This is a genomic window from Caballeronia insecticola, assembly GCF_000402035.1.
Taxonomy (GTDB): domain Bacteria; phylum Pseudomonadota; class Gammaproteobacteria; order Burkholderiales; family Burkholderiaceae; genus Caballeronia; species Caballeronia insecticola.
In genome coordinates this window covers 563,153-582,058 of the sequence record NC_021287.1, presented here as the reverse complement: position 1 = coordinate 582,058, position 18,906 = coordinate 563,153, and the positions used below count along the sequence as shown (strand labels likewise).

The 18,906-nt window shown below is 64.4% G+C and carries 14 protein-coding genes; 8 read left to right on the top strand and 6 right to left on the bottom strand.

What is annotated here, in order from left to right:
• Nucleotides 1–8: 8 nt before the first annotated feature.
• The gene (aspT, locus tag BRPE64_RS02655) at nt 9–1,691 is read right to left on the bottom strand and encodes an aspartate-alanine antiporter (RefSeq protein WP_016344471.1); all 1,683 of its coding nucleotides are present in this window, start codon (nt 1,689–1,691) and stop codon (nt 9–11) included.
• 512 nt (nt 1,692–2,203) lie between these two features.
• Between aspT and BRPE64_RS02650 the strand changes: the two genes are divergently transcribed.
• Complete coding sequence (locus BRPE64_RS02650; RefSeq protein ID WP_016344470.1) at nt 2,204–3,205, top strand: LysR family transcriptional regulator; 1,002 nt, start codon at nt 2,204–2,206, stop codon at nt 3,203–3,205.
• Between the two features lie 68 nt (nt 3,206–3,273).
• Here the strand turns inward: BRPE64_RS02650 and BRPE64_RS02645 are convergent, their stop codons facing one another.
• Nucleotides 3,274–3,771, bottom strand: a complete 498-nt coding sequence (locus BRPE64_RS02645) for a plasmid fertility inhibition factor family protein (protein WP_016344469.1) — start codon at nt 3,769–3,771, stop codon at nt 3,274–3,276.
• Between the two features lie 252 nt (nt 3,772–4,023).
• Here BRPE64_RS02645 and BRPE64_RS02640 point away from each other — a divergent pair, with 252 nt between their 5' ends.
• From BRPE64_RS02640 to pdeM, 4 genes are read left to right on the top strand one after another with little or no spacing between them, the layout of a single operon-like run.
• A complete protein-coding gene (locus tag BRPE64_RS02640) occupies nt 4,024–5,076 on the top strand; it encodes a ligase-associated DNA damage response exonuclease (RefSeq protein ID WP_016344468.1) in 1,053 nt (350 codons plus the stop codon).
• Nucleotides 5,073–6,740 (top strand): ATP-dependent DNA ligase, encoded by a 1,668-nt coding sequence (locus BRPE64_RS02635; protein WP_016344467.1) that lies wholly within the window; start codon nt 5,073–5,075, stop codon nt 6,738–6,740. Before BRPE64_RS02640 ends, BRPE64_RS02635 begins: the two co-directional genes overlap by 4 nt.
• Nucleotides 6,737–9,355, top strand: coding sequence for a ligase-associated DNA damage response DEXH box helicase (locus BRPE64_RS02630; RefSeq protein WP_016344466.1), 2,619 nt, complete (start codon nt 6,737–6,739; stop codon nt 9,353–9,355). The genes BRPE64_RS02635 and BRPE64_RS02630 overlap by 4 nt, the downstream gene beginning before the upstream one ends.
• A 13-nt stretch (nt 9,356–9,368) precedes the next feature.
• The gene (gene pdeM, locus BRPE64_RS02625) at nt 9,369–10,058 is read left to right on the top strand and encodes a ligase-associated DNA damage response endonuclease PdeM (RefSeq protein ID WP_016344465.1); all 690 of its coding nucleotides are present in this window, start codon (nt 9,369–9,371) and stop codon (nt 10,056–10,058) included.
• On the opposite strand, the gene BRPE64_RS02620 is transcribed toward pdeM, so the two are convergent.
• Nucleotides 10,021–10,464: a hypothetical protein gene (locus tag BRPE64_RS02620; RefSeq protein ID WP_016344464.1), complete on the bottom strand. Its 444-nt coding sequence runs from the start codon at nt 10,462–10,464 to the stop codon at nt 10,021–10,023. The genes pdeM and BRPE64_RS02620 overlap by 38 nt on opposite strands.
• A 336-nt stretch (nt 10,465–10,800) precedes the next feature.
• Between BRPE64_RS02620 and BRPE64_RS02615 the strand changes: the two genes are divergently transcribed.
• Both BRPE64_RS02615 and BRPE64_RS02610 read left to right on the top strand, forming a co-directional pair.
• A complete protein-coding gene (locus tag BRPE64_RS02615; protein ID WP_016344463.1) occupies nt 10,801–11,973 on the top strand; it encodes an MFS transporter in 1,173 nt (390 codons plus the stop codon).
• A 49-nt stretch (nt 11,974–12,022) separates the two neighbouring features.
• Complete coding sequence (locus tag BRPE64_RS02610) at nt 12,023–13,174, top strand: MFS transporter (protein WP_016344462.1); 1,152 nt, start codon at nt 12,023–12,025, stop codon at nt 13,172–13,174.
• Between the two features lie 183 nt (nt 13,175–13,357).
• Here BRPE64_RS02610 and BRPE64_RS02605 read toward each other — a convergent pair whose 3' ends face one another.
• Nucleotides 13,358–15,478 carry a hypothetical protein gene (locus BRPE64_RS02605; RefSeq protein WP_044041166.1) on the bottom strand — a complete coding sequence of 707 codons (2,121 nt, stop codon included), beginning with the start codon at nt 15,476–15,478 and terminating at the stop codon, nt 13,358–13,360.
• A 388-nt stretch (nt 15,479–15,866) separates the two neighbouring features.
• Here BRPE64_RS02605 and BRPE64_RS34040 point away from each other — a divergent pair, with 388 nt between their 5' ends.
• The gene (locus BRPE64_RS34040; protein ID WP_016344460.1) at nt 15,867–16,022 is read left to right on the top strand and encodes an acetyl-coenzyme A synthetase; all 156 of its coding nucleotides are present in this window, start codon (nt 15,867–15,869) and stop codon (nt 16,020–16,022) included.
• A gap of 129 nt (nt 16,023–16,151) precedes the next feature.
• Here the strand turns inward: BRPE64_RS34040 and fahA are convergent, their stop codons facing one another.
• On the bottom strand, nt 16,152–17,438 hold the full coding sequence (gene fahA / locus BRPE64_RS02595) for a fumarylacetoacetase (protein WP_016344459.1): 1,287 nt from the start codon (nt 17,436–17,438) through the stop codon (nt 16,152–16,154).
• Nucleotides 17,435–18,772 (bottom strand): homogentisate 1,2-dioxygenase, encoded by a 1,338-nt coding sequence (gene hmgA, locus BRPE64_RS02590; RefSeq protein WP_016344458.1) that lies wholly within the window; start codon nt 18,770–18,772, stop codon nt 17,435–17,437. Before hmgA ends, fahA begins: the two co-directional genes overlap by 4 nt.
• Between the last annotated feature and the right edge of the window lie 134 nt (nt 18,773–18,906).

The window sequence follows — 18,906 nt, the reverse complement described above, 5'->3', positions numbered from 1 at the left end:
ACGTCGGCTTACCCGAGCTTGCTCGCCAGCCCGACCACCACCGGCCCGAGCAGCGGCAGCAGCACGTTGGAGAGCGCATACGTGATCGTGTAGCCGATGACGGGCGTTGCGTTCCCCGTCACGCCGACGAGCGCGCTGATGGCCGGCGTGCTGCATTGCTGGCCGGCGATCGCGCCGAGCAGCATCGGCACTTCGAGTTTGAGCAGCCAGCGCCCGACGACAAGCGACGCGAGCGCCGGCCCGAGCGTAATGACGACGCCCGCGACCGGCAGCGCGATGCCGAATTCGCGGATGAGGCGCAGCGCATCCGCCCCCGCCGACAGCCCGACCGCCGCGATGAACGTGCACAGGCCGAAGTCCTTCAGGATCTGCGCCGCCGCCGACGGCAACGAGCCGATCAGCGGATAGCGCGAACGAATCCAGCCGAACAGCAGCCCCGCGAGCAGACAGCCGCCGCCCGTGCCGAGCGTCAGATCGATGCCGCCGACATGCGCCGACAGCCGCCCGATCGCGATGCCCAGCAGCACGCCCAGACCGAGAAAGACGAAATCGGTTTTTTGCGTCGTGCGGATCACGTAGCCGAGCTTCGCCGCGCCGCGCGCGACGTCTTCCTTGTTGCCGACGAGCGTCAGCACGTCGCCGCGTTGCACCTGCGTGCTGGCGAGCGCGGGAATCGTGCTGTCGAGCCGCGTGACGGCCGCGACGAACACGCCGTGGGCATCGGCGGGCGCGGCGCGTGCGCGCACCTGCGCGAGCGTGAGACCGTGCACCGCGCTGCGCGTGAGCATCACGTCGACACGCTCGACGAAAACATCCGAGACGCCGCCGCCGAAGACTTCTTCGCCGATCATGGGAATCGCCTCGATGAGCGCCTCGCGCCGCCCGCCGACCATGACGCAATCGCCCGCTTTCAGAATCACGCCCGGCTGCGCCTTGATGATTGCGCGGTCGCGCTGTACCCGCTGCACGCTGATGTTGTCGCCGAAACGCTTTTCCAGCTCGCCGATGCTCTGCCCGGCGCCCGTCGTCACCCGAAGTTCGCGTCCGCTGAGCGGCGGCGCGGCGGGCGTCTGACCCGCGGCGAGCGCGCCGTCGCCGCCGAGCTTGCGCCAGAGCCGCTCGGCTTCGTCGCGCAGATTCACGCGCAGAATGAGCGGCGCGAACTGACTCACGAAAAGCACGATTGTTACCAGGCCGAACAAATAACTCACGCTGTAGGCGGTCACAATGTTTGCCTGCAGCCGCGCGGTTTCGGCGGCCGGCAACCCGAGCCGGTTGATCGCTTCCGATGCCGTGCCGACGACGGCCGATTCGGTCGCGCCGCCGGCGAGCAGGCCGGCAGCCGTCCCCGCGTCGAGCTTGAGAATGACGACCGCGCCCAGCACGAGCGCGACCACGACGACGATTTCGACGATGGAGAGCGCGCCATAGCGCCAGCCGCGCCCGATGTTGGCGAAAAATTGCGGACCGCCCGTGAAACCGAGCGCGAAGATAAAAAGCGCAAAGGCGATGTTTTTGAGTTCGGGAGAAATTCGGGCGCCGCTCTGCCCGAGAATCAACGCGACGATAAGCGTGCCGCACACGCCGCCGAGTTGAATCGGCCCGAGCTTGAACGAGCCAATGAAGTAACCGATCGCCAGGCTGGCAAAGAGCGCGATTTCAGGCTGCGCGGAGAGCAGATTCCATATCATGACGCCGCCTATTATTGTTGAGGCTGAAAAAGCTTCTCCGTCCCGACACTAAAACGAGGCTCGAACATGTCACGTTTGTCAGCTTTATGAAATTAAACTAACTAACGAGCATCTTCGATAAGCAAAAACTTTTAATTACGACCACTGATATATCAATGCGAGCTTTTAAAGTCCGCTTGCATAAAATTCGATTTCTTAAGTGAGCGCAACATATATATAGTTAAATCGAATAACGGGCTCATCTGTATCTAGAATCGAAGCGTATCAAATGGCTGGCACCTCTACACCGAACAACTGCGCGTACACATCCCCGCAAACTCAAGCCCAGTAAGGATTTTCCTGCGTTACGTTACACACAAAAAGCCTGCCGTCATGTCGACTTCTCATTTAAATATTGCAATCTTCCGATTCTGTCAATATTATCGGTTTCATAGCTTGGTCAATAAGTGGACGCACGCTTGTCATATAGGCGAAGGTCCGTGTTTCACAACTCACCGAGAGAGGGCAACAAGATGAATCAGATTCACGCAATGCGGGTCTTTGTCCGCGTCGCGGATACGGAAAGTTTCCGCCGCGCGGCCCAGCAACTCGACGTTTCAAATGCGCTGGTTACTCGGGCAATCGCCATGCTCGAAGCGCATTTACGGACTCGGCTTATCAACCGTACAACCCGCAATTTGTCTCTCACCGAAGCCGGCACGCGTTATCTCGAAGGCTGCCGTGCGTTGCTGGAGGAACTGGATCATCTGGAATCGACCGTCACGCACACCGAGGGCGAGCCGAGCGGCACGCTACGTGTGGTCGCGTCGAGTGCGCTTTCGCTGCTTACGCTGACGCCGCTCATCGACGGCTTCCGCAAGGTTTATCCGAAGGTCAACGTGCGCCTCACGCTTGCGGAACGGCATGTCGATCTCGTCGAGGACGGCTATGACGTCGGTATCGTCACGGCGTTCATGGTGTCGAGCACCGCGCTTATCGAACGGCCCGTCGGCACCAATGCCCTCGTGCCGGTGGCAACGCCCGCGTTCGTCGCCGAGCACGGTCTGCCTGCCTCGCCCACCGATCTTCAAAGCCTGTCTTCGGTCGGACTGCCAAACGAGATGCGCAGCCAGACCTGGCACTTCCGGCATCGCCACGGCGCCGCCGACCAGATCACGCTCGCGCCCGTGTATTCGGTCAACAACGGTCTGATGGTGCGTCTCGCCACGCTGAAGAGCATGGGCTTTTCGATTCTGCCCGAAGGCATCGTGCAGGGGGATCTGAAGGACGGCACGCTCGTGCGTCTGCTGCCGGAATATTCGATCGACGACCCCGACATGAAAGTATCGATCGTCTATCCGGGGCGGCAGTATCTGCCCGCGAAGACGCGTTATTTCATCGACTATGCGCTCGACTATCTGAGCCGTGAATTCGCCGGGTCAACCGGCCGTCCGGACGACATCGTGCGTTCGGCCATGCCCTCGCTGATGTCCGTGCAGACGAAATCGAACGGCGTGTCGGCAACCGCGAATTGACATCACGCCCAAAAATTCAAACGCCGTCGGAACGCTCTGCGCCCGACGGCGCTTTTTTTTTTGCGCGCTCAGGTTTCGCCGTAATCGGCGCCGGTCGCATCCGGTGCCGCGCACATCTCGCGCAGCAGCGACGCCTCGCGTTCATGCACCTCGACCGGCATGCACAGCGCGCCGGCATGCGCCATGTAACGCGCACGATGCTGCCCGTTGCGAAACGCGACGACCCCTTCCCGATGCACGCCGAGCAGCCCAAGAAAACCCGCCGAGCGTCGCACGTTGATGGTCACGTAGGGCATTTCCGGCACGCGCGGATTATCCGGGTCCAGAAACTCGCGGATGCCGCGCACCTTGCCCGCGTGCCAGTCGTCGACGGCCTTGAGCACGTAGTCGGTGTCGTCGCGATTGGCGCATGCAAGCAGTTTGCCGACGTCGACCAGCACGACCTGATGACGCGAACCAAAGTCGGTGAACACCCGCTTCAGGCGCACGAAGTCATACTGTGGATGGCTCTGGAGCCTGACGATCCAGACCGCTTCTGCGGCGGTCGGCGCAACCATCGTGTCCATGATCGGTATCGGAAGAAGACTGCGGCGCGCGCGCCCCGTGCGCGCGTGTTTCGCAAGCAAACGGCCTCAAAACGGTCCTGAGCGCACTACGCCAGCAAACGCTCAGGCCAATTAAACTTTTACACCCTAGCCGTTCATCGTGAAAGCGCCATGACGGGCACGTGCCGTGCTTTTGTTGCCTGAATCGAACACTCAGGTGGACAGCACCGGACGCAATGGCGCGAACCGTCATGCACACCGGGCAAACAAAACGTGAACACTTCCGATCTCATCGTCGCGCGTCCCGAGGGACTGTTCTGCGGCCCGGGCAACTTTTATATCGATCCGTGGCGGCCGGTCGAGCGCGCGGTCATCACGCATGCGCACGCCGATCACGCCCGCTTCGGTCACGCGCACTATCTCGCGGCCGAGGCAGGTCTCGGCGTGCTGCGCTCGCGTCTGCCCGGCATCGACGTGCAAGGGCTCGCCTATGGTGAAGCCATCGATGTGCACGGCGTGCGCGTATCGCTGCATCCGGCCGGGCATGTGCTCGGCTCGGCGCAGGTGCGTGTCGAGTACAAGGGACGCGTGTGGGTTGCGTCCGGCGACTACAAGGTCGAGCCCGATCCGACCTGCGCGCCCTTCGAACCCGTGCGCTGCGACACCTTCATCACGGAGTCGACGTTCGGCTTGCCGATCTATCGCTGGGACAGTTCGCGCGAGGTCTTCGGCGGCATCGATTCCTGGTGGCGGCACAACGCGAGCCAGGGCCGCGCATCGGTGCTCTTCTGCTATTCGTTCGGCAAGGCGCAGCGTGTGCTCGCGGGCATCGACGCCGCCATCGGTCCGATCTTCTGCCACGGCGCGGTCGAGCCGCTCAATCGCGCGTATCGCGAGTCCGGGGTCGCGCTGCCGCCGACGCGGCTCGTCAGCGACATCGCCGCCAAAGACAAAGCGGTCTTCAAGGGCGCGCTGATCGTGGCGCCGCCGTCCGCGCAAGGCAGCACGTGGATGCGCCGTTTCGGCGATTACAGCGACGCCTTCGCCTCCGGCTGGATGCGGCTGCGCGGCACGCGGCGGCGGCGCGGCGTCGATCGCGGCTTCGTGCTGTCCGATCACGCGGACTGGCCGGGCCTGCAACTGGCCATCGGCGCGAGCGGTGCGGAACGGGTGATCGTCACGCATGGCCAGATCGAGCCGATGGTCCGCTGGCTCACCGAGCAAGGGCTGGATGCCGGCGCGTTCCGCACCGAATATGGCGACGATGCGATCGAAGCCGACGCCGCCGAAAATGTCCCGCAAGCCACCGAGCCCGCCGCGCAATGAGACGCTTCGCGACGCTCTACACCGCGCTCGACGCGACCACGTCGACCAACGAAAAACTCGAAGCGCTGATCGCGTATTTCTCGGGCGCGGAGCCGGAAGACGCGGCGTGGGCGTCGTACTTTCTCGCCGGCGGCAAGCCGCGCCAGTCGGTGCCGACGCGCCAGCTCACGGAACTCGCGCGCGAGCGCGCGGGCCTGCCGGAATGGCTCTTCGACGAGTCGTATCAGGCGGTCGGCGATCTCGCCGAAACCATCGCGCATGTGCTGCCGCCGGCGTCGGGCGAATCGTCGCTGGGGCTCGCGCAATGGATCGAGGAACGCGTGCTGACGCTGCGCGGCGCGAGCCCCGCCGAATTGCGCGAGCGGCTGCTGAGCTATTGGGACGAACTGAACTGGAGCGAGCGTTTTCTCCTCACGAAGCTGATCGGCGGCGGCTTTAGAGTTGGCGTTGCGCGGCAGCTCGTGGTGCGCGCGCTGGCCGTGGTCGCGGGCGTCGATCACAAGCGCATCGCGCAACGCATGGTCGGCTGGACGGATTCGCGCCAGGCGCCGAGCGCCGCGCGCTATCTGCGGCTGATCGCGCCGGAAGCGCAAGGCGACGACATCGACACGCCGCACGAAAGCGATATCGGCCTGCCCTATCCGTTCTTTCTCGCGCATCCGTTGCAGGCCGATCCGGCGACGCTCGGCTCGCCCGCGGACTGGATCGCCGAATGGAAGTGGGACGGCATTCGCGCGCAGATCGTCAAGCGCGCGGGCCGCGTGTGGATCTGGTCGCGCGGCGAGGATCTCGTCACCGAACGCTTTCCGGAGCTGGCGAGCCTGGGCGCGGCGCTGCCCGACGGCACGGTCATCGACGGGGAAATTCTCGCGTGGGAGCCGGGCGGCGCCGCGCCCTTGCCGTTCGCTCGCCTGCAGCCGCGCATCACGCGCAAGTCGCTCACGAAGAAGGTGCTCGCCGATTCGCCCGCCGCGCTGCTCGCCTACGACCTGCTCGAAGAAAACGGCCGCGATCTGCGCACCGAGCCGCTGCATGCGCGCCGGGCGCGGCTCGACGCGCTCGCGCAAGCACTGTCCACCTCGCTCGCGATGGACTTGCTGCGCGTCTCGCCGATGGTCGTCGCACCGGACTGGCCCACGCTTGCCGCGTTGCGCGACGAAAGCCGCGCGCGCGGCGTCGAGGGGCTGATGCTCAAGGAGCGCGCGTCGATGTACGGCGTCGGCCGCACGAAGGCGTCGGGGACGTGGTGGAAGTGGAAGATCGATCCGTATTCGATCGACGCCGTGCTGCTCTACGCGCAACGCGGCCACGGCCGGCGCGCGAGCCTCTACACGGATTTCACCTTCGCCGTATGGGACGAAGCCGACGGCGTGCGCACGCTGGTGCCGTTCGCCAAGGCCTATTCCGGCCTCACCGACGAAGAAATGCGTCAGGTCGATGCCGTCGTGCGCAAGACGACCATCGAGAAATTCGGGCCGGTGCGCAGCGTCACGCCGACGCTCGTCTTCGAAATCGGCTTCGAGGGCATTCAGGCGAGCCCGCGGCACAAGTCGGGCATTGCGGTGCGTTTTCCGCGCATGCTGCGCTGGCGCACGGACAAGGCCATCGACGACGCCGACACGCTCGACATGCTCAAGGGCTTTCTGAACGAGGCGACGGCATGAGCGCGCCCGAGGCGGACAAGGAAGGGCGGCGCACGCCGCGTCCGCGCCCGCGTCGTGTGCCGCGCACGCGCGCCGCGCAGGCGAAGCTCGACGCGGCCGCCGAACTTTTCACGCCCGCGCCGCTCGCCTACGACGAGAACGAAGCGGCGAAACACATCGACGAGCGCATCGCGCGCTGGTTCGATGCACGCGGCTGGCAGCCGTTCGAGTTTCAGCGCGAGGCGTGGCGCGCGATCGAATCCGGCGCGAGCGGCCTCTTGCACGCGACGACCGGCGCAGGCAAAACCTGGGCGGTCTGGCTCGGCGCACTCGCCGCTTACGCTGCCCCTGCCCACCCGGATACGCCGCCCAAGCGCAACGCGTTGCCCGCGCCGCTCACCGTGCTATGGATCACGCCGATGCGCGCACTCGCCGCCGACACCGCCCGCGCGCTGCAGGCCGCCGTCAGCGCACTGTCGGTGCCGTGGACGGTCGGGCTGCGCACGGGCGACACATCATCGACGGAACGCGCCCGTCAGAGCCGCCGCATGCCCTCCGCGCTCGTGACGACACCCGAGAGCCTCACGCTGATGTTGACGCGCGCAAACGCCCGCGAGGATTTGTCGCGCGTGCGGTTGGTCGTCGTCGATGAATGGCACGAGTTGCTCGGCAACAAGCGCGGCACGCAGACGCAACTGGCGCTCGCCCGCCTCGCGCGCTGGCGTCCCGATCTGCAAATCTGGGGGCTCTCTGCCACGCTGGGCAATCTCGCGCTCGCGCACGACGCGCTGCTTCATCCCGTGCGGACGCCGCGCGTGGTCGTGCGCGGCGCGCAGCCGAAAACACTCGTCGTCGATACGCTGATTCCGGAGACGATCGAGCGTTTTCCGTGGGGCGGACATCTCGGCGTGCGCCAGGTCGGCCCCGTCGCCGATGAAATCGAACATGCGCAAAGCTCGCTCGTCTTCACGAACACGCGCTCGCAATCCGAAATCTGGTATCGCGCGCTGCTCGAACTGCGCCCGGAATGGGCGGGCCTGCTCGCGCTGCATCACGGCTCGCTCGACAAGGAAGTGCGCGACTGGGTCGAACTCGGACTCAAGAACGGGCAACTGAAGGCGGTTGTCTGCACGTCGAGTCTCGATCTCGGCGTCGATTTCCTGCCGGTCGACCGCGTGTTCCAGATCGGCTCGCCGAAGGGCGTCGCGCGGCTCATGCAGCGCGCGGGCCGCTCGGGTCACGCGCCGGGCCGTGCCTCGCGCGTGACCATCGTGCCGACGCACGCGCTCGAACTCGTCGAGGCGGCGGCGGCGCGATGGGCCATCGGCGAGCGCCGCATCGAAGGCCGCGAGATGCCGCTCAAGCCGCTCGACGTGCTCGTGCAGCATCTCGTGACCGTGGCGATCGGCGGCGGCTTCGAACCCGGCGAGATGATCGGCGAAGTGCGCACGGCCTACGCTTATCGCGATCTCACGCAAGCCGAGTTCGACTGGGCGCTGGCGTTCGTCGAGCGCGGCGGGACGTCGCTTGCGGCGTATCCGGATTTTCATCGCGTCGTGAAAGACGATGACGGCATGTATCGCGTGCCGCGCGAGGATCTCGTGCGCAGGCATCGCAACAACGTCGGGACGATCGTGGCAAACGCGACCATCAGCGTCGCGTATATGACGGGCGGGCGCATTGGCGCGATGGAGGAATCGTTCATCTCGCGTCTGAAGCCCGGCGATGTCTTCACGTTCGGCGGACGCACGCTCGAACTCATCCGTGTGCGCGATATGACCGCATACGTGAAGCGCGCGACCTCCTCGCGCGGCGCGATGCCGCAATGGGCGGGCAGCAAGATGCCGCTGTCGTCGGAACTGGCGGATGCCGCGCTCGTGATGCTCGCGCGCGCCAACGACGGCATCTTCGACGAGCCCGAAATGCGCGCCGTCAAACCGCTGCTCGACCTGCAGGCGAAGTGGTCCGCGCTGCCGGGGCCGGGCGTGCTGGTGGTCGAACTCGTGCGCTCGCGCGAGGGGCATCATTTCTTCTGCTATCCGTTCGCCGGACGCATGGCGCATATCGGACTGGGTTCGCTGATCGGCTGGCGCGCCGCTCGCGACCGGCCCGGCACCTTCTCCATTTCGATGAACGATTACGGCTTCGAATTGTTGTCGGCGCAGCCGTTCGACTGGGAGACGCTCATCGAAGAAGGGCTGTTTTCGCCGGAGAATCTGGAACACGATATTCTCGCCAGCCTGAACGCATCCGAGCTTTCAGCGCGGCGCTTTCGCGAGATCGCGCGCGTGGCGGGCCTGATCTATCAGGGCCATCCGGGACAGCAAAAAAGCGCGCGGCAGTTGCAGGCGTCGAGCGGCCTGTTCTATGAAGTGTTTCGCAAGCACGACAGCGCCAATCTGCTGCTGTCCCAGGCCGATCAGGAAGTGATGTTGCAGGAACTGGAACTCGGGCGCATCCGCGCGGCGCTCGAACGCATGAACGAAAGCCGGCTCGCGCTGAGGCATCCGAAGAAGCCGACGCCGTTCGCGTTTCCGCTGATCGTCGCGCGGCTGCGGGAGAAAGTGAGCACGGAGAAGCTGTCGGATCGCGTCGGGCGCATGCTCGCGGATCTGGAAAAGGCGGCGACGACATAAACGGCCATCCACCATGTCCATCGAGGCACTGACCATCGAAGTGAACGGCCACGCGCTGATGCTCTCTTCCGAGCGCGCGGCCTTCGATCCGCTCCTCAAAACGTTGTTCATCGCCGATGCGCACTTCGGCAAGGACGCCGTGTTCCGCGCGCGCGGCATTCCGGTGCCCGCCGGCACGACCGGCGAGACGCTTGCGCGGCTGGGCGCGCTCGTCGCGATGCATCGGCCGGAGTCGGTCGTCTTTCTCGGCGATCTGCTGCACGCGCGCGAATCCCACGCCGATGAAACGCTCGACGCGCTCGCCGCGTGGCGCGCGCAGCATCGCGCGTTGCGGCTCGTGCTGGTCGAAGGCAATCACGACCGGCACGCGGGCGCGCTGCCTGCCGCATTCGGCGTCGATGTCGTGAAGGAGCCGCATCGGCTGGGACCGTGGGCGCTGTGCCATCATCCGCAGACGGCGGAAGGCGCGTATGCCCTCGCCGGTCACGAGCATCCGGTCTACCGGCTCGCGACGCGCCGCGACAGCGTGCGCTTGCCGTGCTTTCGCTTCGGGCCGCGCGCGGGCGTGCTGCCCGCTTTCGGCGCGTTCACCGGCGGTTTCGAAGTGAACGGCAACGTGCGCGGCGAATCCGTCTATGTGATCGCGGGCGAACGCGTGTTTCCGCTCAGTGGTAGATCGTCGTCGACGATTGCAGCTTCGTGAGCTTGCCGCGCTGGAAGCCGAACCAGCCGAGATTCGACTGCATCACCACTTCGTCGCCCTGCCAGAACACGCGCTTCACCGTCATGCGCTGACCCACGCGCTGCACGAGCGGCGGATTGCGGCGGAAGTCATACAGCACCGGGCCGGTATCGGACTGCACGAGCATGCGCGCGACGGCGCCATTCGCGCCCGATGCGTCGTCGAAATGTGCGATGCGCTTCGCGTCGAAGCGATCAAACACCTGCGTGTCGATGAGCGCCGCCATGCCGGATTCGTCGCGCAGAAAGTTGAGCGTGCCCGCCTTCGTGACGATGGGACCTGCGGCGTCGCTCTGGGCGTGCGCGAGGGTGGCGAACAGGATCGCGGAAGCGAGCGCGGTGCGGAGGATATTTTTGATCAGGGACATCTTCGTTCGATTAGTGCTGCAGTTTCTCATGCGATTGTGCTGCGTTTTCCCAACACCGGCCATTGCCCGCGATGCGCAACGAACGCGCGCCGACGAGCCTGTTACCGGAAACATCTGACGCATGACGGCACGGCGCGGGCAAGACTCGTGCGCGGCTATTGCGTCCGCAAGAATATCCGTTCCGGCAATGCATAGCGCGGGCCGGCTGTCATAAGGGTTTGTACCAGCATCAAAAAATACCTTTCTGTACAATCCGAGCCTTCCACTCCGCCTCGGCGCCTGCGTCGTTCAATCCGACGACGCGCGACCTGGCGTGACACATCGTCGCCCTCCGCCATGCCTTTGCCTCTCTTCGCACTCGCTATTGCCGCATTCGGCATCGGCACGACCGAGTTCGTCATCATGGGGCTGCTGCCCAACGTCGCGCGCGATCTCGCCGTGTCGATTCCGGCGGCAGGCATGCTGGTATCCGGCTATGCGCTGGGCGTCACCGTCGGCGCGCCGATTCTCGCCGTCGTCACCGCGAAGATGCCGCGCAAGAAGGCGCTGATGAACCTGATTGCCGTGTTCATCGTCGGCAATCTGCTGTGCGCGCTCGCGCCCAACTACTGGGTGCTGATGGGCGCGCGCATCGTCACTGCGTTTTGTCACGGCGCGTTCTTCGGCATCGGCTCGGTGGTCGCCGCCGATCTCGTCGCGCCCAACCGCCGCGCGCAGGCCATTGCGCTGATGTTCACCGGACTCACGCTCGCCAACGTGCTCGGCGTGCCGCTCGGCACCGCGCTCGGCCAGGCGGCGGGCTGGCGCTCGACCTTCTGGGTCGTCACGCTGATCGGCGTGGCGGCGGCGGGCGCGCTCGCCGTGTGCCTGCCGAAACATATCGAGATGCGCGACACCAGCATCCTGCGCGAATTCGACGTGCTCAAGAACCCGCAAGTGTTGATGGTGCTCGGCATCAGCGTGCTCGCGTCGGCTAGTCTGTTCTCGGTGTTCACGTATATCACGCCGATCCTCGAAGACGTCACGGGCTTTTCGCCGCACGCGGTCACTTATGTGCTGCTGCTGTTCGGTCTCGGCCTCACGGTCGGCAGCACGCTCGGCGGCAAGCTCGCCGACTGGAAGCTGCTGCGCTCGCTGCTGTCGTTTCTGCTGGCGATCGTCGTCATTCTGACGATCTTCGCGGGCACGATGCACGAGCCCATCCCGGCGATGATCACGATCTTCTTCTGGGGCGTGCTCGCCTTCGCGATCGTGCCGCCGCTGCAAATTTTGATCGTCAATCGCGCGAGCGATGCGCCGAATCTCGCGTCCACGCTGAATCAGGGCGCGTTCAACCTCGGCAACGCGACCGGCGCGTGGCTCGGCGGCTGCGTGATCGGCGCGGGCGCCCCGCTCACGTCGCTGCCCTGGGTCGGCATTCTGATGGCGATGAGCGCGTTCGGGCTGACGCTCGTATCGGCGACGCTCGACAAACGCGCGCGCCGCATGTCGATCGGACAAGCCGCCTGAGCCGCCTGATCGGTCTGAGCGGCCTGAGCGTTCCGATGCGGTGCGGTGCATGAAGCGCATTCTGTCGCGCGATTTTCTCGCGCTGATCCTGAGCGTCGCGGTGGTCGGCCTGGGGCTCGGCGCGACGTTGCCGCTCACGGCGCTCGCGCTCACGCAGGCGGGCTACGGCAGCGACATCGTCGGCCTGATGACGGCGATGCAGGCCGGCGGCGGCCTGGCCGTCGCGCCGTTCGCGAGCCGGGTCGCGGCGCGCTGGGGTGCGCGCGAGACGATCGTCGTGACGGTGCTCGTCGCGGCGCTCGCGACCATCGCGATGCAATTCACGCTGAGTCTGTGGCTGTGGGCTGTGTTGCGCGTGCTGTTCGGCGCCGCGCTGATGCTGCTCTTCACGATCGGCGAGGCATGGGTCACGCAACTCGCCGACGACACCACGCGCGGCCGCGTCGTCGCCATCTATGCGACCAACTTCACACTTTTCCAGATGATGGGGCCGGTACTCGTCAGCGCGATCGGCGGACTGCCGTCGATGCGCTTCGCGATCTGCGGCGCGATTTTTCTGCTGGCGTTGCCCGCGCTTGCATCGATACGCGGCACGCCGCAGTCGCTCGCTTCCGACGAAGGTGAAAGCGAACATGGCGACTGGCGCCAGGTGCTGCCGCGCATGCCGGCGCTCGTGATCGGCACGGGCTTCTTTGCGCTCTTCGATACGCTCGCGCTCTCGCTGATGCCGCTCTTCGCGATGTCGCACGGCGTCGCCGAGTCTGTCGGCGTGCTGTTCGCATCCGCGATCCTGTTCGGCGACACGACGATGCAGTTTCCCATCGGCTGGCTCGCCGACCGCATCGGGCGCGCGAAGGTGCATGCGGGCGCGGGCGTCGTCGTCGCGCTGCTGTTGCCGTTTTTGCCGTGGGCGGTCGCGTATCCGTGGCTGTGCTGGCCGCTGCTGTTCGTGATCGGCGCGGCGGCGGGCAGTGTCTATACGTTGTCGATCGTTGCGTGCGGCGAGCGCTTTCGCGGGCCGTCGCTGGTTTCGGCGACGGCGATCGTCGGTACGTCGTGGAGCGCCGCGAGTTTCGGCGGGCCGATCGTTGCGGGGACGTTGATGCAACGCGTCGGGGCGGATGCGTTGATCGGCGTGTTGACGGCGGCGGCTTGTGCGTTTTTGGTGGCGGTGTGGTGGGAGCGGCGGGTGGCGCGCTGACGGCGACTGAATTCGGCGGGCAAGCTTCGTCATTTCAGTGATGCCGCCACGCGCCCCGGAGAACTGTGATGTCAACGCGAGCGGCTTCCCATCACAATGGAAGCCGCTCGCGTTCGTTTCGGGCACGGCGGGCGCGTCAGGCGCCGTGTTTGACTTCCGGTAGCGCCATGATTCGACGCATCCTCACTGAATGTTAGCCAACGGCTTCCAGGTGCCTGGAGTGCCCGTCGTGACGCATACCCAGCCTTCCGGTTGCCCGGTCGCGGGCACAGCGTTCAGCACGCGAGAACCGATCGACCAGTAGTTCGTTGTGGGCGGCGCATTGCCGACGGAGCGCGCGGCCCAACCGACACGCGACTCTCCCGCGCCGATGCGTTCCCATTGCACGCCTGTAGTCGCATCGAGAATGACGCTGCCAACGCTGGCTCGCACGCTCGGTTCGGCTGGCATGTTATCGGTATGACGCAATTGAATACTTCCGGGCGCGAGTACCGGATTGTTCCATCCGATCGAGCCTGTTTGTTTCATGCTCGCATCGATCATATTGTCGAAGCTTTCGAGTTCGTTGATCGTGATCGCCGCGTCGGTTATAACCCAGAGATAGGTCTTGCACTTTTTCGCCGTGTTGCCGCTGATCGAAATGCGATCGAACACGCACGCTGCCGGTGCAATCGCGATAGCGGAGTTATATGCGCCCCCGCCCAAGGTCGTGTTCGAGCAGTCCTCGAACACGTTGCCGATTGCCTCGATTGACGCCGGCGTGGTCGTATCCGGCGTCGACACTTGCAGCGCTCGCCCGAGGATGCCACGCGCGCGATTGCGATTGAATACGAGCCGCTTGAAGTTCCCGATGGCCAGACCTGCGGGAATGTTGACCGTCTGATCTCCGCCTTCGTACGCGAAATCGACGTTGCAGAACGACAGGGAGAAATTCGCTCCGGCTGCGACATTCTGCAAGGCGTTAAAGGAAGACACTACGTTATAGCGAAAGCGGAAATAACCGCCTGTGACCTTCGCGTCGAGCATCCGGCCCGCCGCGCACCAAAACGTAATGCCTCCCAGCAGCTGTTCGCCTCGAAGGTCGGGGCCGAACGTCGTGTGGTGCGTGTCGCAGACCAATGCCGCGAAGTTGGCAAGCTGGGCGTAGTTATAGGCGCGGATTCCGTCGACATGACCCGAGCTGCCGTGAAATTCGACGCACGTTGAAACACTACAAGGCGAGTCGTTCCAGCAGGTCACATCGAAGACGTGAAAGTCCTGAGCGATGACATAGACGGTCGAGTGATCACTCGCGACGGTGTTTCCCGGCACGGATTGCGCCACGTTTCGCGCGCGAATGCGCCTCACCATGATATGGCTGCATGTTGGCGTGCCGTTGGCATCCGCGGTGCCGAACGAAAAGCCTTGTCGTCCAGGATTGTTCACGGTCGCGCAGTCCTCCACCGTGATATCGCTTCCGTACAAGACCAGCACGGCTGCATTCTTGGGCGTCTGCCCGGCTCGCGGCAAGTTGTTTGCGCCGTTGTGGTCGAAGGTGATATTGCGGACGGTCAATCCATTGACGGTGTTGCTCGCCGTACTTCCTTCAGGACCGATGAAATTGAAACCATAGTTGCGCGTGCTGTTCAATCCGTCGGCCGCTTTGAAAATTACGTTGCCTACGCCGTACATCACGATCCCTGACGGAGCAGGAATCAGCACATTATTGCTTCCCGACGTTGTCGCGAACAGATAAACCCCGTCCGTGTATTGCGCGTTGAGGTTCTGCGCCATGCAGGCAGTCAGGAAGCGGCGGTTAGCGGGTGCGTCATCCGTAACGCCATCCCCCTTCAAGCCGAACTGACGCGCAGTCACGCTGTCGCCGTTCAAGCAGAGTTTCCACCGAGCGGCATCGTTCGCGACGATCACGGTTCCGCCGTTGTCCGCGCTTTGCTTGTCGCTCGCGTCGTATTCGTAGATGCCGCCACCGCCGTCGTGCGGCGCATAATATCCGGTCACGATCGCGCGCGTAACATGAGTCGAATCGAGTCCGCGCAATGCAGAGATCGAATCCACCGCAGACAGTCTGCCAAATTGCGCGGCGATGAGCGTGCCAAGCTGATCCGTTCGCAGATAGTCCGGCGTCCCCCCGAGCTTAAGAATCGCGTTGCGGATCTCCTCGGTCACGAGGTAATGCCACCACGCGCCCGGAACTGTCCCTCCGACACCGCTCGACGGGTCGCCGTCTTGCGGATAACCGCCTGTGTTGCCGTCTGGCGCGACCGGGGGAACCGCAGCAGCGTTGAGCTTCCAATATCTGTCCATGCTTATGCTCGACTAATCGATCCGCCAAGGACGTCCGCGCCGTTTGCGCGGCATGGCGAGAGTGTTGATAACAAAGTTTCCGTCGTTGATGTCTTCAGGCGCACGCCCTGGGACGATCCCGACCACGCCGTTCGACCGCGCGTCGCACATGGTTATGTTGCCGATGGTGCAAACCTCGTCTCTCATCTTCGGAGTGATTCACGCGCATGGCGTTGCGCTGGCCGCCAACAAAAACAGGTAGGCGATTAATTAGTAGAACGAACTATTAACGACACTCGACGCGCTAACTCGGGGATGCTGAAGTGCTTTATCTTCGATAAGCCGGAGTGCAGCGGATGCTCTGTGTCATCCGTCAGATTCGCCTTAAAAAAATCCTTGAGACGCGGCTATGAAGAAAACTTCCTCGACGCCCTTGCGGCATCGCACATCCGCGCAATCACTTTCGATGATGATGTGTGGTTCGACGGGCAAGCCGAAGGGCGTGCCGCTGTGGTCCGCGCAGAGCATGAAGCGGACCTTCGACATGAAGCCAGGCGATATCTGATGGTGCACAGCAGACATCGCCTGGAACAATGGGCTTAGCTATATCGCGTACGGAAACGCTTGAGACCGGCGCGACGCAGATCATGGTTGACGGTATGCCGGCTCATTCGAACTCCGGCCGCCTTTCCCTTTACCCCCGCGCCGCCAACACCTGCCCGACGCAGCTTCCAAACCCGACGCGATACCCCTCGCCCTGACACCATCCGGTGATCGTGACTTCATCGCCGTCCTGCAGAAACGCGCGCTCGCCGCCCTCTTCCAGCTTCAACGGCCGCTGTCCGTTCCACGTGCTTTCGAGCAGACTGCCGCACGATTCCGGCGTCGCGCCGCTGATCGTGCCCGAGCCCATCAGATCGCCGACGCGCGTATTGCAGCCCGCCACCGTGTGATGCACAAGCTGCTGCGCCATCGACCAATACATCAGCCTGAAGTTGGTGCGCGCGATGGTCGTCGGCTTGCGTGCACCTTCGGCGCGCAGCGAAACCGCCAGTTCGATATCGAACGCGTGATCGCCTTCATGACGCAGATAGTCGAGCGGCTGCGGCTCCTGCACGGGCGTCGCGGTGCGGAACGGCTCGAGCGCATCGAGCGTGACGATCCACGGCGAGATGGTCGTCGCGAAGCCCTTCGAGTTGAACGGGCCGAGCGGCACGTATTCCCATTGCTGGATATCGCGCGCGCTCCAGTCGTTCAGCAGCACCATGCCGAAGATATGCGTCTCGGCGTCCTCGCACGCAATCGGCTCGCCGAGCGCATTCCCGCGACCGATGATAAAGCCCGTCTCCAGCTCGATATCCAGCTTGCGGCACGCGCCGAACACCGGGCGTTCCTGGTCCGGCAGCTTGAGTTGCCCGTTCGGCCGGCGCACCGGCGTGCCGCTCACGACCACCGACGACGCGCGCCCGTTATAGCCAATCGGCATCTCCGACCAGTTCGGCAGAAGCGCGTTCTTCGGATCGCGGAACATCGAACCGACGTTGGTCGCATGCTCCTTCGACGAATAGAAATCCGTGTAGCCGGGAATCTCGACGGGCAGATGCATCGTCGCATCCGTGCGCGGTACGAGCGCGCGGCGGCGCAGCGCGGCGTCGTCGCGCAACGTGGCATTGCCGTGCGCGAACAGGCCACTCAGCGCAATACGCACCGCGCGCCACCGCTCGCGTCCGAGCGCGATGAAATCGTTCAGGCGCGGCGCGCGGAACGTGCCGTTCGCATCGATCAGACGCGCCTCTTCCAGCGCAGCCAGATCGGCGATCCAGTCGCCGATCGCGACGCCCGCGCGCGGCTGCGGATTCACCGCGTCGCTGAAAATGCCGAACGGCAGGTTCTGAATCGGAAAGTCGCTCGCGGGATCGTTCGCGGATTCGATCCAGCTCTTGAGCGTGGGCGCGAGCGTGGCCTTCAGCGCGTCGTTCATCGTTGCTCCGGGTTGAAGTGTTTCGTGAGGCCTTGCCAGCACTCGTAGTAATGCGCCTGCAATTGCGCGGTTTCGAGCGCGAACTGCGTCGGCTTGATGAGCGTGCGCGTCTCGAACATGAACGCCATGGTGTCGCCGACTTTCGCGGGCTTCGTCGTATCGCTGCGCGATGCCTTCTCGAACGTCTCCGCGTCCGGTCCGTGTCCCGACATGCAGTTGTGCAGGCTCGCGCCGCCCGGCACGAAGCCTTCGGCCTTCGCGTCGTAGACGCCGTGCACGAGTCCCATGAACTCGCTCGCGACATTGCGATGAAACCACGGCGGGCGGAACGTATCTTCAGCGGCGAGCCAGCGCGGCGGGAAGATCACGAAGTCGATCGTATCGACGCCCGGCGTATCGCTCGGCGACTGCAGCACGAGAAAGATCGACGGATCGGGATGGTCGTAGCTGATCGACCCGATGGTGTTGAAGTGGCGCAGGTCGTACTTGTACGGCGCGTAGTTGCCGTGCCACGCGACGACATCGAGCGGCGAATGGGCGATATCCGCGCGCCACAGCACGCCGTTCATCTTCGTGACCAGTTCGAAATGGCCTTCGCGGTCTTCGTATGCGGCGTGCGGCGTGAGGAAGTCGCGCGGATTCGCGAGCCCGTTCGAGCCGATCGGACCGAGATCGGGCAACTGCAGCAGCGCGCCGAAGTTCTCGCAGATATAGCCGCGCGCGTCGCCATCCGGCAAGTCGACGCAAAAGCGCACGCCGCGCGGAATCACCGCGATTTCATACGGCTCGATCTCCACGTTACCGAGTTCGGTGCGGATCGAAAGCCGCCCGTGTTGCGGCACGATCAGCAGTTCGCCGTCGGCATTGAAGAAGAAGCGGTCCTGCATCGAACGGTTCGCCGCGTACAGATGCAGCGCGCAGCCGTTCATCGATTCGGCGGCGCCATTGCCGGCCATCGTTACCCAGCCGTCGATGAAATCGGTGGGCGCGGCGGGCATCGGCAGCGGATCCCAGCGCAGTTGATTCGGCGGGGTCGGCGGAACGTCCGCGAAATTGGCGACGAGCTTCGCGCGCAACTGCTCGGCCGGAATGCGCGTGAACGGCTTGTGCACGGCGGCCGGCCGGATGCGGTAGAGCCACGACCGGCGGTTGTGCGCGCGCGGCGCCGTGAACGCCGTGCCGGAAATCTGCTCGGCATACAGGCCGTACGCCGCGCGTTGCGGCGAATTGCGGCCGATCGGCAGCGCGCCCGGCAACGCCTCCGTGGCGAAGTCGTTGGCAAAGCCCGATTGATAGTGCTGGTTCGCGTCCGTGTGCGTCTCGAACGTTGGCATGGTCGGAATCCTCGGCGATTGATCTTGATGTGCGGCTCAGGCGACGCGCAGTGCCCTCGTCTCTTCGATTTACGCATGGTAAAACCAATTACGATTAGTGAAATTGATCGTAAACCCTTAATCGACGGTCGCGT

Excerpts from the sequence above, each read along its gene's own strand:
- aspT (WP_016344471.1), bottom strand. The coding sequence starts at position 1,691 with ATGATATGGAATCTGCTCTCCGCGCAGCCTGAAATCGCGCTCTTTGCC.
- BRPE64_RS02650 (WP_016344470.1), top strand. The coding sequence starts at position 2,204 with ATGAATCAGATTCACGCAATGCGGGTCTTTGTCCGCGTCGCGGATACG.
- BRPE64_RS02645 (WP_016344469.1), bottom strand. The coding sequence starts at position 3,771 with ATGGACACGATGGTTGCGCCGACCGCCGCAGAAGCGGTCTGGATCGTC.
- BRPE64_RS02635 (WP_016344467.1), top strand. The coding sequence starts at position 5,073 with ATGAGACGCTTCGCGACGCTCTACACCGCGCTCGACGCGACCACGTCG.
- BRPE64_RS02630 (WP_016344466.1), top strand. The coding sequence starts at position 6,737 with ATGAGCGCGCCCGAGGCGGACAAGGAAGGGCGGCGCACGCCGCGTCCG.
- pdeM (WP_016344465.1), top strand. The coding sequence starts at position 9,369 with ATGTCCATCGAGGCACTGACCATCGAAGTGAACGGCCACGCGCTGATG.
- BRPE64_RS02620 (WP_016344464.1), bottom strand. The coding sequence starts at position 10,464 with ATGTCCCTGATCAAAAATATCCTCCGCACCGCGCTCGCTTCCGCGATC.
- BRPE64_RS02615 (WP_016344463.1), top strand. The coding sequence starts at position 10,801 with ATGCCTTTGCCTCTCTTCGCACTCGCTATTGCCGCATTCGGCATCGGC.
- BRPE64_RS02610 (WP_016344462.1), top strand. The coding sequence starts at position 12,023 with ATGAAGCGCATTCTGTCGCGCGATTTTCTCGCGCTGATCCTGAGCGTC.
- BRPE64_RS02605 (WP_044041166.1), bottom strand. The coding sequence starts at position 15,478 with ATGGACAGATATTGGAAGCTCAACGCTGCTGCGGTTCCCCCGGTCGCG.
- BRPE64_RS34040 (WP_016344460.1), top strand. The coding sequence starts at position 15,867 with ATGAAGAAAACTTCCTCGACGCCCTTGCGGCATCGCACATCCGCGCAA.
- fahA (WP_016344459.1), bottom strand. The coding sequence starts at position 17,438 with ATGAACGACGCGCTGAAGGCCACGCTCGCGCCCACGCTCAAGAGCTGG.
- hmgA (WP_016344458.1), bottom strand. The coding sequence starts at position 18,772 with ATGCCAACGTTCGAGACGCACACGGACGCGAACCAGCACTATCAATCG.